16 protein-coding genes are annotated in these 15,240 nt (G+C 62.6%); 14 read left to right on the top strand and 2 right to left on the bottom strand.

The genetic code is table 11. The features are described 5' to 3' along the window. Window positions 1-6 precede the first annotated feature (6 nt). Window positions 7-807 carry an Rv3717 family N-acetylmuramoyl-L-alanine amidase gene (locus G4D79_RS03170; protein WP_099696769.1) on the bottom strand — a complete coding sequence of 267 codons (801 nt, stop codon included), beginning with the start codon at window positions 805-807 and terminating at the stop codon, window positions 7-9. A gap of 109 nt (window positions 808-916) precedes the next feature. Here G4D79_RS03170 and G4D79_RS03165 point away from each other — a divergent pair, with 109 nt between their 5' ends. The 4 genes from G4D79_RS03165 to G4D79_RS03150 all read left to right on the top strand — a co-directional run bounded on the left by G4D79_RS03165 (window position 917) and on the right by G4D79_RS03150 (window position 4,016). Beyond that, window positions 917-1,255: a YbaB/EbfC family nucleoid-associated protein gene (locus G4D79_RS03165; protein ID WP_003943929.1), complete on the top strand. Its 339-nt coding sequence runs from the start codon at window positions 917-919 to the stop codon at window positions 1,253-1,255. Window positions 1,256-1,267: 12 nt separating this feature from the next. After that, the gene (recR, locus tag G4D79_RS03160; protein ID WP_003943917.1) at window positions 1,268-1,888 is read left to right on the top strand and encodes a recombination mediator RecR; all 621 of its coding nucleotides are present in this window, start codon (window positions 1,268-1,270) and stop codon (window positions 1,886-1,888) included. Beyond that, window positions 1,888-2,457: a TetR/AcrR family transcriptional regulator gene (locus G4D79_RS03155; protein ID WP_099696768.1), complete on the top strand. Its 570-nt coding sequence runs from the start codon at window positions 1,888-1,890 to the stop codon at window positions 2,455-2,457. Before recR ends, G4D79_RS03155 begins: the two co-directional genes overlap by 1 nt. A gap of 86 nt (window positions 2,458-2,543) precedes the next feature. Beyond that, window positions 2,544-4,016, top strand: coding sequence for an MFS transporter (locus tag G4D79_RS03150; protein ID WP_099696767.1), 1,473 nt, complete (start codon window positions 2,544-2,546; stop codon window positions 4,014-4,016). Here G4D79_RS03150 and G4D79_RS03145 read toward each other — a convergent pair. Continuing rightward, window positions 4,003-4,716 (bottom strand): TetR/AcrR family transcriptional regulator, encoded by a 714-nt coding sequence (locus tag G4D79_RS03145; RefSeq protein WP_175280092.1) that lies wholly within the window; start codon window positions 4,714-4,716, stop codon window positions 4,003-4,005. The two genes, G4D79_RS03150 and G4D79_RS03145, sit on opposite strands and share 14 nt — an antisense overlap. 65 nt (window positions 4,717-4,781) lie before the next feature. Here G4D79_RS03145 and G4D79_RS03140 point away from each other — a divergent pair, with 65 nt between their 5' ends. Genes G4D79_RS03140 through G4D79_RS03095 form a run of 10 tightly spaced genes read left to right on the top strand, consistent with a single transcriptional unit; the run spans window position 4,782 to window position 15,187 of the window. Next, complete coding sequence (locus G4D79_RS03140; RefSeq protein WP_099696766.1) at window positions 4,782-5,360, top strand: MaoC family dehydratase N-terminal domain-containing protein; 579 nt, start codon at window positions 4,782-4,784, stop codon at window positions 5,358-5,360. Further along, window positions 5,357-5,785, top strand: a complete 429-nt coding sequence (locus G4D79_RS03135; RefSeq protein WP_099696765.1) for a Zn-ribbon domain-containing OB-fold protein — start codon at window positions 5,357-5,359, stop codon at window positions 5,783-5,785. The genes G4D79_RS03140 and G4D79_RS03135 overlap by 4 nt, the downstream gene beginning before the upstream one ends. Further along, complete coding sequence (locus G4D79_RS03130; RefSeq protein ID WP_030535712.1) at window positions 5,782-6,195, top strand: acyl dehydratase; 414 nt, start codon at window positions 5,782-5,784, stop codon at window positions 6,193-6,195. The genes G4D79_RS03135 and G4D79_RS03130 overlap by 4 nt, the downstream gene beginning before the upstream one ends. Continuing rightward, on the top strand, window positions 6,192-7,373 hold the full coding sequence (locus tag G4D79_RS03125) for a lipid-transfer protein (RefSeq protein WP_099696764.1): 1,182 nt from the start codon (window positions 6,192-6,194) through the stop codon (window positions 7,371-7,373). Before G4D79_RS03130 ends, G4D79_RS03125 begins: the two co-directional genes overlap by 4 nt. Before the next feature lie 32 nt (window positions 7,374-7,405). After that, window positions 7,406-8,614: a DegT/DnrJ/EryC1/StrS aminotransferase family protein gene (locus G4D79_RS03120; protein WP_042922800.1), complete on the top strand. Its 1,209-nt coding sequence runs from the start codon at window positions 7,406-7,408 to the stop codon at window positions 8,612-8,614. Between the two features lies 1 nt (window position 8,615). Beyond that, a complete protein-coding gene (locus G4D79_RS03115) occupies window positions 8,616-9,470 on the top strand; it encodes an SDR family NAD(P)-dependent oxidoreductase (RefSeq protein WP_042447783.1) in 855 nt (284 codons plus the stop codon). Continuing rightward, complete coding sequence (locus G4D79_RS03110; RefSeq protein WP_099696763.1) at window positions 9,467-10,597, top strand: steroid 3-ketoacyl-CoA thiolase; 1,131 nt, start codon at window positions 9,467-9,469, stop codon at window positions 10,595-10,597. The genes G4D79_RS03115 and G4D79_RS03110 overlap by 4 nt, the downstream gene beginning before the upstream one ends. A gap of 27 nt (window positions 10,598-10,624) precedes the next feature. Continuing rightward, on the top strand, window positions 10,625-12,835 hold the full coding sequence (locus tag G4D79_RS03105) for an acyl-CoA dehydrogenase (RefSeq protein WP_099696762.1): 2,211 nt from the start codon (window positions 10,625-10,627) through the stop codon (window positions 12,833-12,835). Between the two features lie 17 nt (window positions 12,836-12,852). Beyond that, complete coding sequence (locus G4D79_RS03100; protein WP_058038230.1) at window positions 12,853-14,058, top strand: acyl-CoA dehydrogenase family protein; 1,206 nt, start codon at window positions 12,853-12,855, stop codon at window positions 14,056-14,058. A gap of 1 nt (window position 14,059) precedes the next feature. Further along, window positions 14,060-15,187, top strand: coding sequence for an acyl-CoA dehydrogenase family protein (locus G4D79_RS03095; RefSeq protein WP_099696761.1), 1,128 nt, complete (start codon window positions 14,060-14,062; stop codon window positions 15,185-15,187). Window positions 15,188-15,240: the final 53 nt, after the last annotated feature.

The raw sequence follows: 15,240 nt of genomic DNA, 5'->3' as shown, positions 1-15,240 counted from the left end.
GACAGGTCAGGGGGTTGTGAGGAAGGCGGTGACTCCGCTGGTGACGGCGGACGCATATTCCTGCTGACCGTCCGGGCTCGTCATGCGCGCTGCCTCGTCGGCATTTCGCATGTTGCCGAGTTCGACCAGAATCGACGGCCGCTGCGACAGATTGAGTCCCGTCAGATCGGCGCGTGGTGCCAGCCCGTCGTCACCGATGTAGGTCGACGGGGTGAGTCCGGCTGTGACGAGTGAGTCGCGCATGGTTTCGGCAAAGGTGACGGACGGGCCGGCCTGCACCGTATTCAGCGGGGGCGCGGAGTAGCAGACGTGGAAGCCCTCGGCCCCGGCCGCTGCGCCGTCCGCGTGAATGCTCACCACTACGTCGGCGCCGGAGGAATTGGCGGCTTCGGCACGTGCGTCGACGCATGATCCGACGCTAACGTCATCGGGTCGACTCAGGACCACTGTGGCGCCTTGGCCTTCGAGTTCGCTCTTGACCAGGCTCGCGACTTCCCAGTTGAAGGTGTGCTCGGGGAACCCGGCATCGGTGTTGGTGCCGGTGGTCTGGCAGTTCTTGGTGCCGCCGCGGCCCGTGGGGACCTGGGTGTTGATGCTGTCGTCGTTCGCCCCGCTGTGCCCGGGATCGAGGAAGACGACCTTGCCGGTGAGCGCAGCGGGGACGTCAGCGGCGACAGTGCTCAGCGGAGACACCTCGACCGAAGTCGTGGCCTCGGCAGTCTCGGTCGGAATCGTGCACGCAGCGCTCAGAAGCCCGGCCCCGACCATGGCGATCAGGGCAGTGGAGCGGAACACACGTGATGCCATGTTTGACCCTCTTGACGGTTTTACGGTGTCTGACTGGTTCCGGCGCACCCGCTCACGGTAGCGCGCACCGACTACGCTGGTGGGGATAACTCTGTAGAAAGGACCGCTCGTGCAACCAGGTGGAGCACCCGACATGTCTGCTCTGTTGGCTCAGGCTCAGCAGATGCAGCAGCAATTGATGGCGGCGCAGCAGGAAATGGCTCAGGCCGAAGTGACCGGTCAGGCCGGTGGAGGACTGGTTGTCGCCACGGTCAAGGGCACCGGCGAGGTTGTCGGTCTGCAGATCGATCCCAAGGTCGTCGACCCCGAAGATGTCGAGACGCTGCAGGATCTGGTGATCGGCGCGATCGAGGACGCTTCGCGCAAAGCACAGGAAGTCGCTGCTGAGAAGCTCGGCCCGTTGGCCGGCGGACTCGGCGGAGGCCTTCCCGGTCTCCCCGGCTTCTAGAAACGAGAACGCGTGTACGAAGGTCCGGTTCAGGATCTGATCGACGAACTCGGGAAGCTTCCCGGAGTCGGGCCGAAGAGCGCTCAACGCATCGCTTTTCACCTGCTCTCCGTGGAGCCTCCCGAGATCGACCGTTTGAAAAATGCATTGCAGCGCATCCGTGACGGCGTTCAGTTCTGCACGGTGTGCGGAACTGTCTCCGATCAGGAGAAGTGCCGCATCTGCGCCGACGCACGTCGCGATCGCACGGTGATCTGCGTCGTGGAGGAACCGAAGGACGTCCAGGCCGTCGAGCGCACCCGTGAGTTCAAGGGTCGCTATCACGTGCTCGGCGGTGCGCTCAATCCGCTCTCGGGGATCGGGCCTGACCAGTTGCGTATCCGGGAGTTGTTGGCTCGCATCGCAAATCAGGAGGACGGCGTCGACGTGTCCGAGGTCATCATCGCCACTGACCCCAACACCGAGGGTGAGGCGACAGCTACCTATCTCGTTCGCATGATGCGAGACATTCCGGGGCTCACGGTGTCTCGGTTGGCTTCGGGTCTTCCGATGGGTGGCGATCTCGAATTCGCAGACGAGTTGACGCTGGGTCGCGCATTGTCCGGCCGTCGTGAATTGTCGCGGAACGCTTGATGAGCGGCACGGAGCAAGGTCAGCAGGTGCGTCGTACGTCCGAGCAGACGCGTGCGCAGATCATCGCGTCGGCCGGGAAAGCATTCGCGACTCGGCCGTACCGCGAAATCACGCTCAAGGACATCGCCGAAGACGCAGGCGTCAGCGCGCCTCTGATCATCAAGTACTTCGGTTCCAAAGAGCAGTTGTACGACGAGTTGGTCGACTTCCGGGCAGCGGCGGTCACGGTCTTCGACGCCCCGAACGATTCGCTCGGCGAGCGCATGGTCTCGCTGTTCACCAAGCCGCTGGAGTCGTACAAGCCGCTGTCCATGAGCTTGTTGTTCATGAGCGGCGTCAGTGAAGAGAGCAACCGCAAGCTGCGCGAGAACTATTCGACGCAGATGATCGACACCCTCGCCGCTCGCCTGTCCGGCCCCGACACGAGATTGCGCGCGGAACTGGCGATGTCGATGGTGGTCGGAGTGGCGATCATGCGCCGACGGATGATGGCCGGCCATGCCACCGGCACCCAGGACGAGGTGGTTGCGCTGTACGCACCGCTGGTGCAAAAGCTGCTCGACGGGTGAGCGGCGTCACAATTCTTGCTAGGTAAATATCCGTTCACCTAATGTAGGTGAACGGATATTTACCTAGTGAGAACAGGCGGTGTGGGGTGACGACGCTCGACCGTCCGCCGGGCACGCCTGCAGTCACCACCTCCGACGCGGGACTCGCGCAGCCGCGCTCCCGCTTCCTGTTCCCCATCGTTGTCGCCGCCGCAGTGTTCCAGGCTGTTCTGCAGACGGTCATCGTTCCACTGCTGCCGGAGTTGCCGCACTTCACCGGCGCTGGACGCACGGCCGTGTCCTGGCTGGTGACCGTCACGCTGCTGGTCGGCGCTGTCGTCACTCCCATCTTCGGTCGACTCGCCGACATGTTCGGCAAGAAGAAGATGCTTCTGGTTGCTTTCTCGATGATGACTCTCGGCTCGATGTTGTGTGCGCTGTCGTCGGACATCGCTGTCCTCATCTTCGCGAGAGCGTTGCAGGGGGCCGGGTCGGCAGTCATCCCCATCGGAATCTCCATGCTCCGTGACGAATTGCCACGCAACAAGGTCAACGGCGCAGTGGCCACGATGAGTTCGACGCTCGGCGTCGGAACCGCTTTGGGCATACCGTTTTCCGCGATGATCGCGCAGTACTCGAACTGGCACGTCCTGTTCTGGGTAACCACCGCCATCGGGCTGTCCGTGACTCTTGCTGCGGTGCTGTTCATTCGAGAGTCCGAGCCGAATCCGTCGGGAAGATTCGACGGCGTCGGGGCGGTTGGTCTGAGCGCCGCGATGATTGCTCTGCTTGTGCCGATCACTCAGGGGTCGAGTTGGGGGTGGACCAGTGGAGCGGTGATCTCCATGCTGGCCGCGTCGGCGGTGCTGTTCACGCTCTGGGTAATTCAACAGCGGCGCAACGTCAATCCGCTGGTCGACGTCCGTGCTCTCGTGAAACGTGCGGTGTTGATCCCGCATCTGGCGGCTCTGCTGGTCGGGTTCGCGTTTTTCGGGAACACGCTGATCACGACACAACTGCTGCAGGGGATGAAGGGGCCGGGTGCCGGGTACGGCCTGTCGATCATCGCGGCAGCGCTCTGCCAGATTCCGGCGAGTATCGCGATGGTGCTGTTCTCACCGGTTGCGGTGCGTATCACCGACCGCTTCGGTTCACGGACCGCGATGTTGACCGGCGCCGTGTTCCTCGCCGGCGGGTACGGGATTCACGCCGTTGCCGGTAAGCCGCTGTGGGGAGTGGTTGCAGCACTGGGTATCACAGCGGTCGGGACTGCCATCGTGTACAGCACGCTCTCGCTGCTGATTCTGGTTGCCGTACCTCGTCAGCGACTGGCGGCTGCCAACGGGGTGAACTCACTTCTGCGGACGTCCGGAAGCACGATCTGCAGTGCGACGGTGGCAACCATTCTCGCTGCATTCGTGATCAGCGGTTCGGAACATTCCACGTCGTGGACCGGATTCTCCGTCGCCTACCTGGTGTGCGCGGGCTGCGCGGTGGTCGTGTTCGCGGTGTCGATCCTGTTGCCGCAGGGACGAACCCCGAAACATCTGGATTTGCCGGATCTGGTCAGGCGACCCTGAATCCCGAGAGGAAGAGCGTGATCATCAGATCCGCGAACTCGTCGGTGGTGTACTTCTGGCGATCCGGCCAATGCGTTGTCGACCACAAGGTGTCTCGTACCGATCGATAGAAAATTTCCGGTGCCACGTCCTTGCGGAAGATTCCCTGATCGACGCCTTCGGCAATCGCTTTCATCCAATGCTCGCGGACTTGGCGGGAAGGCCCGTCGACGGATTGCAGGAGATCGTTGTCGCGAAGATAAGCCCGATCGTTCTGGTAGATCGCCGTCGGGTGCGGGTGTAGTTCGATGACGACCAGCGTCTCGCGGATCAAGCCGCGCAGGACTTCCTCGGGGTCGTTTGCCGTCTTCTCCACCTGATCGAAGCGGAGCTGAATGTCGGTGATGAAGCCGCGCATGAGCTCGGCAACTATCGCATTCTTCGACTTGAAGTAGTGGTAGAGGCTGCCCGAGAACACACCGGCGGCGTCGCCGATCTCGCGAACGGTCGTGGTGGCGACACCCTTTCTGGCAAACAGCTCGGCTGAGCTCTCCAGGATCTTCTCCCGACGATCTGGTGATGCCACTGAAATCTCCACTGGTTGTCGGTCCTGCTCAGGGCAGGGTTTCGGGGGTGCCGGGCTGCCGGCGTCGAACGTAGCGCAATCCTGCCCGATAGCTCCGGCTCGAACCAATTCGTCGGTGAGATCGCGTGTTTCCACTTCCGGATTCCTATGCTAGCTTCAGAATCAAGCGCTTGCTCAACTTTCGTTCACGGAGGATTTCAGTGCAGAGCCTGCAGACGCAGTTTCCGAATTTCATCGGCGCAGAGGCCGAACCACCCCGCGTCGCCCGCTACGCCGTCAACGAGGCGATGATCCGCAACTGGGTCGAGGCGCACGACGACCGCAACCCGATCTACGTCGACGCCGAGGCCGCCCGCAGTACCGGCCGTCGAGACGTCGTCTGTCCGCCCGCCATGATCTCGACCTGGGTGATGGCGGGTTACCGACGTTATCGGCAGGTCCAGCAACTTCGTGCCGACGGAGTCTCCGAGGGCTTCGCCTATTCACGACTGCTGGCGCTGTTGGACGAGGCCGGATACACCTCCGTTGTCGCGACCAACGTCGAGCAGGAGTATTTCGCGGAGCTGAGCCCCGGAGACCACATCACCGCGCATTTCACCATCGAAGCGATCTCGCCGTTCAAACAGACTGCCCTCGGTCACGGGTGCTTCATCACTCTGTTCAAGGAGTACGTCGACCAGGACGGAAAGACGTTGGTCGAAGAGCGCTTTCGATTGCTCAGGTTCAAACCAGATGCCCAGACAGATACTCAACTCGAAGTCCAGGAGGTAATCGCATGAGCGAGACTGGCTCCCGCAACACCGCTGTTCCGAGACTGACCGTCACCGACGACAACGATTTCTTCTTCTCCGCGGCCAAAGAGGGTCGCCTCGAGATCCAACGGTGTGGGGATTGCAAGACACTGCGCCACCCACCCGCACCCGCGTGCCCGGAATGTCGCTCGTTCAGTTGGGACACAGTCGAATCCACGCGGCGATGCACGTTGCACAGCTTCACGGTCATCCATCACCCGAAGGATCCTGCTTTCGAGTACCCACTCGCCGTCGGACTCGTCGATCTCGAAGAAGGCACGCGTCTGGTTGCCGACATCGCGGGGATCGATCACGAGGAACTCGAATTCGGCATGGAACTCGAAGTGACCTTCTCCGAGCACGCTCACGGCGAGATGCTGCCGCAACTGAGGCGACGGGGTTCGGTGCAATGACGAAACTGATTGACTGCGAAGTGGGTTCGGTCCTCCCCAGCCTCGAATTGCCGTTGGATCGAACGCTGATCGTCGCCACCGCGATCTCTTCTCAGGATTTCGAGGACGTGCATCACGATCCGGGCAAGGCACAGGATCGCGGAACTCCCGACATCTTCATGAGTATCAACACCACCAACGGGCTCATCGACCGCTACATCACCGACTGGTCCGGTCCGGCGTCACGGATCGTCAAAACATCACTACGGCTTGGTGTTCCGAACTTCCCCGGAGACACCATGACATTCACCGGCAAGGTCACCGCCACAGACGGCCGGGCGCTCACCGTGACGGTTCTCGGGAAAAACGCCCGCGGAACACACGTGACGGCCGACGTGACTCTCGAACCGGTGGAAAGGGTAATCGCATGACACGAGGATTTTCGAGGCAAGCAGCCATCGCCGGAATCGGCGCCACCGAGTTCTCCAAGAACTCCGGCCGCAGTGAATGGCAGTTGGCGTGCGAATCCGTGATCGCCGCGCTCGACGACGCTCACATCGAGGCAGAAGAGGTGAACGGATTTGCGCTGTTCACCATGGAGAACAACCCCGAGATTGCGGTCGCACGCGCCCTCGGGATCCCGGAACTGACGTTCTTCAGTCGTATTCCACACGGTGGCGGCGGTGCCTGCGCACCGGTTCAACAAGCAGCGCTTGCCGTCGCCAGTGGTGTCGCAGACGTCGTGGTCGTCTATCGTGCCTTCAACGAAAGATCAGGTCACCGATTCGGCGCCGGCCCGCCACCTTTTGCGTACAACGCGTCGACGGACCAGGAGTATCGGAACTGGATCAACCCGTACGGGCTTCTGACCCCGGCGCAGCAGGAAGCCTTCCTCGCCAAGCTGTACATGCACAAGTACGGGGCAACAAGCGCCGACTTCGGCCAGATCTCGGTCCTCTCACGCAAGCATGCGGCGAACAACCCCAAGGCCTGGTTCTACGAACGCCCGATCACTATCGAGGACCATCAGAACTCACGCATGATCGCCGATCCCATCCGCTTGCTCGACTGCTGCCAGGAAAGTGACGGCGGACAGGCGCTGGTGATCGTCAGTGCGGAGCGCGCCCGCGACCTGCCGCACAAACCTGCGGTCATCAGTGGCGCTGCGCAAGGTGTAGGTCCGCAACAGATTTCGATGAGCAGCTACTACCGCGACGACATCGACAGCATGCCGGAAGTCGAACTCGTGGCGCGCCAACTGTGGGACCAGGCCGGTATCGGGCCGGACGACATCGATGCCGCAATTCTCTACGACGCTTTCACCCCGATGGTTCTGCTTCAACTCGAGGAGTACGGATTCTGCGGTCGGGGCGAGGCAAAAGACTTCATCGCCGACGGCAATCTCGAGCTGGACGGTCGCCTGCCGATCAACACCCACGGCGGTCAACTCGGTGAGGGATACATCCACGGCGTCAACGGTATTGCCGAAGGTGTTCGCCTGATCCGCGGCACCTCCACCAATCAACCGACCAAGACTCTGGACAACGTGCTCGTGACCGGCGGCTCTCCCGTCCCGCACAGTGCGCTCGTCCTCTCGGCAGATCGCTGAATCTGCCGCCTATTCGAGAAAGCAGGAACAAGATGAGCGAGCGGATCACCTACGCCAGGGCCACCCACGGCGAGGAAGAAATACAGGCTGTTGTCGACGTCTTGCGCAGCGGGCATCAAGGATTGCGCATCGGCAAGAACGTCTTCGAGATGGAAGAACGTATCGCGGCCTTGGCCGGCAAGAAGTTCGGCGTCATGTGCAACTCGGGATCCTCGGGTTTGTACTTGGCAGTCGAGCTGCTCGGACTGCCTGCGGGAAGCGAGATCATCACGTCGCCGTTGACGTTCTCCACCGATATCGCACCGATCGTGCGTGCCGGTCTGGTGCCGGTGTTCGTGGACGTGGAACCCAACACGTTCAACGTCGACGTCACCAAGATCGAGGCAATGGTCACCGAGAAGACCGGTGCCATCCTGATGCCGAACCTCGCCGGCAACTGCCCGGACTGGGACGTCATTCGTGATATCGCTGATCGCCATGGACTCAAGGTGATCGAGGATTCGTGTGACGCGATCGGCGCCACGCTCCGCGGTACTCCCACCGGGTCTCGGGCGGACATCGTCGTCACCAGTTTCTCGATGGCACACATCATCACGTGCGCGGGAACCGGTGGAATGGTGTGCGTCGACGACGAAGCCAGCCGTGACAAGGCTTTGCTGCTTCGCCGCTGGGGCCGTCGTAGCGAGCCGAACCTGTTCGGCAGTACCAAGTCCGGCCGAGTCTTCCGTGAAGAACTCGACGGCGTCGACTACGACAACGACTTCATCTTCGAGCTCATGTCGTGGAACTTCGAGCCCTCCGAACTCGGCGCAGCTTACGGCGTCGTGCAGCTCGACAAGCTGGAACAGAACTACAAGACGCGTAAGGCCACATTTGCGGCCTTCACGACGGCATACGGCGCCCACCCCGAATTCTTCACGACGCCGGTAGAACTCGACGGTCTCGACACGGCGTGGCTGTGTTACCCGGTGATGATCAACGAGAACGCCCCCTTCACGCGCAGCGACCTGCAGGAAGCCATCGAGGCCGACGGCATCGACACCCGAACCGTGTGGAGCGGCAACGTCACTCGTCACCCCATGATGAACAACATCGAATTTCGCCAGCCGGCCGAAGGTTTGCCGGAAGCGGACGCAGTTTTTGCCCGCGGCATGACACTCGGCATGAGCCACGGTTTGCGTGACGACGAAGTTGCTCGGATTGCGGAGAGCATCAATCGCTTCGCCGCGAAGTGGAAGTAGCATGACCGATCGCTTCGAAGGACGCCGAGCGCTTGTCACCGGTTCCAGCCGCGGAATCGGTGCAGGCGTCGCAGAGAGGCTGGCAGCGGAAGGCGCTGACGTCGCTCTCGTGGCCCGGACGCTCGGTGCACACGCAACCCTGCCGGGCAGTCTCGAAGAGACTGCGGCTCGAATTGCCAAGTACGGAAACAAAGTCGAGATAGTTGTCGCAGATCTGACGGACGAGCAGCAGCGCGACACCGTTGTGCCGCTGGCGATCGAGAAGCTTGGCGGGACGATCGACATCCTGGTGAACAACGCGGCAGCGGCGATCTATCAGCCGCTCTCGGATTACCCACTGCGGCGGCGACGGTTGATGTTCGAGGCAAATGTCCATGCACCGCTCGATCTGATGCAAGCCGTGGTGCCGGGGATGGTGGCAAACGGATACGGCTGGATCGTGAACGTGTCCAGTGGCACCGTCAAACCGTGGCATGGCCCGCCGTTCACGTGGGTCGAACCGGGAACTGCCATGACCGTGTACGGCGCGTCCAAAGCAGCGCTCAACAGGATGAGCAACGGCATGGGCGTGGAACTCTACGGCCAGGGGGTTCGCGTCAACACGGTTCAACCGCGGGCAGCGGTGCTCAGTGAGGGCGCCAGAGTCCTGGTCGGTGAGACTATCCGGCCGGATCAGGTCGAATCTATGGAAGAAATGGTGGAAGCGGTCACAGCGCTGTGTGATTGCGACACCGAGTTCACCGCGCGCTCGAGCGTCAGCTTGGACCTGATCGACGAGTGGTCCCTGACCGTGCGTGGTCTGGACGGCGCAGCATTACCGGAGAACCCGGCATTACGAACCGAGGAGTTGGCATGAAGCCCGTCATCGTGGACGCAGCACGAACGCCGTTCGGCAAGCGTGAGGGTTGGCTGTCCGGAGTCCACGCGGCGGAACTGTTGGGTTATGCGCAGAAAGGCGTGCTGGATCGGGTGGGCGTGGATCCTGGCGCGGTCGACCAGGTCATCGGCGGCTGTGTGACGCCTCTCGGTGAGCAGTTCGGAAACATCGTGCGTACGTCCTGGATGCATGCGGGCCTTCCGTTGGAAGCGGGCTGCACCACGATCGACGCGCAGTGCGGAACCGCGCAGCAATCGGTGCAGTTGATTGCCGGGCAGATTGCCATCGGTGCAGTCGACGTGGGTGTGGCGTGCGGTGTGGAACTGATGTCGCGGGCACCACTCACCTACAAGGTGGGTACCGGCCTCGGAACACCACGTCCGGAGTCGTGGTCACTCGATACCGTCGACCAGTACACCGCGGCCGATCGGATTGCTGTCAAGCGCGGTTTCAGCCGCGAGGATCTCGACTCCTTCGGGCTGCGCTCGCAGCAGCGAGCCGCAGCAGCATGGGAGGCAGGACGCTTCGACTCGCACATCATCGATGTGGTCGCTCCGGGCTCTGACGTTCCGGTTCATCGGGATCAGGGTCTGCGCGAATCGAGTCTCGAAGGGCTCGCAAAGCTGCGCACCGTTCAAGAGGGCGGATTGCACACCGCTGGAGCGTCTTCGCAGGTCTCGGACGGTGCGAGTGCCGCTCTGCTGATGTCCGAGGATCGAGCCAGGATGCTCGGGGTGCGGCCGCGGGCAAAGATATTGGCGCAGTGCGTCATTGGCGGAGACATCGAGTTCATGCTCGACGGTCCCGTGGACGCGGCAAACATCGTGCTCGGCCGCACCGGTCTGACGATCGACGACATCGACCTGTTCGAGGTCAACGAGGCATTTGCTTCGGTACCGATGTCGTTCGCGCAGGTTCACGGCGTCGATCCCGAATTGCTGAACGTCAACGGTGGTGCAATCGCGCTGGGCCACCCGGCCGGTGCAACCGGAATCAGACTGTTGGCCAATGTCATCGACGAACTGGAGCGTCGGGACAAGTCCATCGCACTGATCGCGATCTGCGCGTCCGCCGCAACAACCTGCCTGATTCTCGAACGCATCTGACAAGAACCGAAGATTGAGGAACCTGCCATGGCACTGCCCCTGCTCGAAGATCACCGTGACCTGGCGGAAGCGGTAGCCGCATTCGCGAACCGCTTCGGTGGAATCGCCGACACGCGCAGCAACGTCAAGCGGTACGCCGCCGGTGATCGGCCGGACTCGTGGGATGGATTGGTCCGTCAGGGACTGCACGCAGTGCACCTGCCGGAGCAGTACGGCGGTGACGGGGCAGGTCTTGCCGAACTGGCGGTGGTAGTCGAGCAATTGGGTGATGCGCTTTACCCGGGACCGTACGTTCCGACGGTCATCGCCAGTGGGATCCTCGCAACAGCTGCCGGCCCGGCTGCGGAATCAATGTTGATCGAATTGGCTGCCGGCGCAACCGGAGCAGTCTGCACCGGCGTGGGATTGCGCGCGGCTCGCAGCGATGCAGGGTGGACCGTGAGCGGTTCTGCCGACCCGGCTCTAGGTCTGCCCGGAGCCGATGTCGTTCTCGTGCAAGCGAACAGCGAAGACGGCGAGTTGTGGTTCCGGCTCGAGCAGTCGTCTTCCGCTGCGGTGGAGGTCGAAGACGGAGTGGATCTGACACGCTCGATCGGGACACTGACGTTGACCGACCACAAGGTCGACGCTGGGCTGATCGTCGAGGGTCTCCAGGCGCACCGAGTCGAACTGATCGTCAACACGGTGTTGGCTGCGGAGGCGAGCGGTATCGCCGGGTGGGCGCTACGCACCGCGGTCGACTACGTGAAGTCCCGGCAGCAGTTCGGCCGTCCGGTCGGAAGCTTCCAGGCAGTTCAGCACAAGGCGGCCATGATGCTGGTCCGCTCCGAGATTGCCTGTGCCGCAGCGTGGGACGCAGCTCGGTCCGAAGAGCACGGCGAGGATCAGCACAGACTTGTCTCGGCTCAAGCTGCGTTGGCCGCTTTGCCCGTCGGCATCGAGAACGCCCTCGAATGTGTCACGTTGCTCGGCGGAATCGGATTCACTTGGGAGCATGACGCGCATCTGTACTGGCGCCGGGCAATCAGTATCGCTGCGGTGGCGGGTTCCGAGGTGAAGTGGGCACACACGTTGGGAGACCGGTCCGCCGATTCGGAACGGGATTTCTCCTTTGTCGACCCGGACATGCTGCCTGAACTACGAGAGCAGGTTCGCAGGGTTCTGGACGAGGTTGCGCTGCTGCCCGACGACGGAACCACCAGCGCCAGTTGGGCGCCGGCCAAGGGGAGCGCTCGACGCGCCCGATTTGCCGACGCCAAACTGGTAGCCCCGCACTATCGGGCGCCGTACGGGCTGGGAGCAGGACCGAGAGAACAGGCCGTCATCGCACACGAATTCGCGATGCGAGGTTGGGCTCAACCGTCCACGGTGATCGGGGAATGGGTGCTGCCCACGATTCTCGAACACGGCAACGCCGAGCAGCAGGACAGGTTCGTCGAGCCTTCGCTGCGCGCCGACATCATCTGGTGCCAGCTGTTCAGTGAGCCGGGCGCGGGATCAGACCTGGCCGGTCTGAGCACGAAAGCGCGCAAGGTCGACGGTGGCTGGGTCCTGTCGGGTCAGAAAGTGTGGAACTCGGGCGCGCACGAGGCCGATTGGGGAGTATGCCTGGCGCGTTCGGACGCCGACGCTCCGAAACATCGTGGGCTGTCGTACTTCCTGGTCGACATGACCTCGAAAGGTATCGACGTACGTCCGCTGAAACAAGCCACCGGTAAGTCGGAGTTCAACGAGGTATTCCTCGACGACGTCTTCGTCCCGGACGACTGCCTGGTGGCGGAGCCGGGGCAAGGGTGGAAGCTTGCTGCGACAACGCTGTCCAACGAACGCCTGAGTATGGGCAGCACGCTGCACCACGGTTCGAGTCGGCTGTTCCGTCAGGTTATTGCCGACGCGAGCCACGACTGCCCTCGCGAAGACGCAGTGGAGGGCCTCGGCCGCAGTATCTCTCGTGAGTTGGCACTGTCCGCGATGAATCTACGCGGGGTGTCGGCGCGACTGGCGGGTCAGGAACCGGGCTCCGAGATCAGCGTGTCGAAGGTGTACAACGCCCTGGCGCAGCGTGAGGGCTCGCGGGATCTGTTGCGACTGCTCGGACCTCGTGCCGCCGTTGTCGACCCGTCGGCGAATTACGCGATAGACCACATCGGACTTCCCTCGATTCTGTTCGGCGGCGGAACCGTCGAAATTCAACTCAACGTCATCGCGCAGCGCGTACTCGGCCTGCCGCGTTCGTAGATCTTAGGAGTTTCACCATGTACTTGGATTTGTCGGAGGAGTCGAAGACTCTGCGCAAGGAATTGCGGGCGTACTTCGCGGAGATCATCAACGACGAAGACCGCCGTGCTCTCGTGGATCAGACCGAAGGCGGCCCCGTCTTCGATCGCATTCTGCGCCGAATGGGTAAAGACGGTTGGCTGGGCTTGGGGTGGCCGGAGGAATTCGGCGGTCGGGGTGAGAACCCCGAAGCTCTGTACGTGTTCTACGACGAGGTGATTCGCGCCAATGCGCCGCTGTCGCTGGTCACGCTGAACACCGTCGGACCCGCTCTGATCAAGCACGGGACGCAAGCTCAGAAGGACTTCTTCCTGCGTCCGATCCTGGCGGGCGAGTTGATCTTTGCCATCGGCTACACCGAACCCAATGCGGGCACCGATCTCGCGGCCCTCGAAACACGCGCCCGCATCGAGGGTGACGAGCTTGTCATCAACGGCAACAAGATCTTCACCAGCGCCGGTGTGTTTGCCGACTGGGTCTGGCTTGCCGTTCGTACTGATCCTGACGCGCCTACGCATCAGGGCATTTCCGTGGTCCTGGTACCGACCAATTCGCCGGGGTTCTCGGTCACCGAAATTCACACCGTGGGCGGAATCAGCACTTCGGCAACCTATTACGAAGATGTTCGGGTGCCGATCACCAATGTCGTCGGTGAGCTCAATCAAGGGTGGAAGCTCATCACCAACCAGCTCAACCACGAACGTGTTGCCCTGGCCGCACGCGGTGGTATAGCCAACGAGCTCTTTGCCGAGGTGGTCGAATGGGCAAAGACCGAACCCGCCGGTGACGGCCACGTCTACGACATCGGTTGGGTACGTGAGAAATTGGCGGAAGTCTACGCGCTGCTCAGTGCTGCCGACCTGATGAACCTGCGACTGGTGGCGGACGTCGCCGCCAACACCTTGGGCGGCGGGGATTCGGCCGCGGCCAAGATCTTCGGTACCGAAGCCGTCGTCAGTGCGTACGGCATGCTGCAGGAAGTGCTGGGCGCCAAGGGCTTACTGCGCCCCGGCACACCCGGAGCGGTATTGGAAGGGCGGGTCGAGAACCTGGGTCGACGCGCCCAGAACAACACCTTCGGCGGTGGTACCAACGAAGTGATGCGTGAAATTGTCGCCGCAAAATGTCTGGGCATGGCGCTTGCTGCGCGTCGCCGGCCCGCTGCACAGAACGAAAAGAGCTGACATGGAATTCGAATTCGACGACAACTTGTCCGCCGTGCGGGATCTGAGTGAATCGATCTTCTCGGCGAAGTCCGGAGTGGACCGCCTGCGGGAAGTGGAGGGCGCCGGCGGTTTCGACGCCGAACTGTGGAAGCTCCTCGCCGACTCCGACGTTCTGGGAATTCCTCTGCCAGAGGAAGTCGGGGGAGCGGGACTCGGAATGCTAGGCCTGGCAGCGGTGCTCGAACAACAAGGCCGCCGGGTCGCCCAGGTGCCGCTCTGGTCGGTGATTTCGACGGCAGCGCTGCCGATTGCCGAGTTCGGCAGTGAGGAGCAGAAAGCGTCGTGGCTTCCGGGACTGCTCGACGGCTCGGTGATCGTCACCGGCGCCTTCGACACCGGCTACAACGCCGAGACGGCGGTTCGCGCCGAGCCGGCGCCTGACGGTTGGGTTCTGTCAGGCCGCGTCGACTCCGTACCGGCCGCCGAGTTCGCGGCCGCGCTGGTGGTTCCGGTGACGATGCCGGACGGCAGTGTCAGCGTCATGATCGTGCCGACGGACCGGGATGCGCTGGTGCGTACACCGCTTGCGGTGACGAACCGCGAGAGCAACAGCGCTGTGCAGTTCGACGGGGTTGCGGTTACTGCAGCTGACGCACTTCCCGCGGACGGCGCGGTGGTTCGAGACTGGACGTTACGACGTGCGCGGGTCGCTCTGGCGGCCCTGGCTACCGGCGTCTGCGAGGAAGCGCTGGCGATGACGGCGAAATACACCTCCGAGCGAGTGCAATTCGGACGTCCACTCTCGACCAACCAGGCAGTTGCCGTCCGGGCCGCCGACGCGTACCTCGACACCGAGAGCACAAGATTGACCACCCACCGCGCTGCCTGGCTGATGGACAGCGGAGTCGAGAGTGAAGCGGAAGCGGCTGCGCTGGTCGCCAAATGGTGGGCGTCGCGCGGCGGTTTGCGCGTGGTGCACGCGACCCAGCACATGCACGGCGGAATCGGCGCGGATGTCGACTATCCGATTCACCGCTATTTCCTGTGGGGACGGCAGATCGCCTTCACTTTGGGGAGCGCGGGGGCGATAGGCGCCGAACTCGCCGATCAGTTGGAGATCCGAGCCCAGATCGGGGCGTCGGCGTGAATATCTGAGACGACAGGTTCCAGTCACGGGCAGCGCGTCGGCAATCATCGCGC

Origin of the sequence: Rhodococcus sp. WY5 (assembly GCF_018588185.1) — a bacterium.
In the GTDB taxonomy this organism is placed as follows: domain Bacteria; phylum Actinomycetota; class Actinomycetes; order Mycobacteriales; family Mycobacteriaceae; genus Rhodococcus_F; species Rhodococcus_F qingshengii.
The sequence above is the reverse complement of the archived record's forward strand: the minus strand, read 5'-3'. Positions and strand labels throughout refer to the sequence as shown.

Bases quoted from the DNA above. Each gene is read 5' to 3' on its own strand.
- G4D79_RS03130 (WP_030535712.1), top strand. From the start codon at position 5,782: ATGACGAAACTGATTGACTGCGAAGTGGGTTCGGTCCTCCCCAGCCTC.
- G4D79_RS03155 (WP_099696768.1), top strand. From the start codon at position 1,888: ATGAGCGGCACGGAGCAAGGTCAGCAGGTGCGTCGTACGTCCGAGCAG.
- G4D79_RS03105 (WP_099696762.1), top strand. From the start codon at position 10,625: ATGGCACTGCCCCTGCTCGAAGATCACCGTGACCTGGCGGAAGCGGTA.
- G4D79_RS03115 (WP_042447783.1), top strand. From the start codon at position 8,616: ATGACCGATCGCTTCGAAGGACGCCGAGCGCTTGTCACCGGTTCCAGC.
- G4D79_RS03125 (WP_099696764.1), top strand. From the start codon at position 6,192: ATGACACGAGGATTTTCGAGGCAAGCAGCCATCGCCGGAATCGGCGCC.
- G4D79_RS03120 (WP_042922800.1), top strand. From the start codon at position 7,406: ATGAGCGAGCGGATCACCTACGCCAGGGCCACCCACGGCGAGGAAGAA.
- G4D79_RS03170 (WP_099696769.1), bottom strand. From the start codon at position 807: ATGGCATCACGTGTGTTCCGCTCCACTGCCCTGATCGCCATGGTCGGG.
- G4D79_RS03095 (WP_099696761.1), top strand. From the start codon at position 14,060: ATGGAATTCGAATTCGACGACAACTTGTCCGCCGTGCGGGATCTGAGT.
- G4D79_RS03110 (WP_099696763.1), top strand. From the start codon at position 9,467: ATGAAGCCCGTCATCGTGGACGCAGCACGAACGCCGTTCGGCAAGCGT.
- G4D79_RS03100 (WP_058038230.1), top strand. From the start codon at position 12,853: ATGTACTTGGATTTGTCGGAGGAGTCGAAGACTCTGCGCAAGGAATTG.
- G4D79_RS03135 (WP_099696765.1), top strand. From the start codon at position 5,357: ATGAGCGAGACTGGCTCCCGCAACACCGCTGTTCCGAGACTGACCGTC.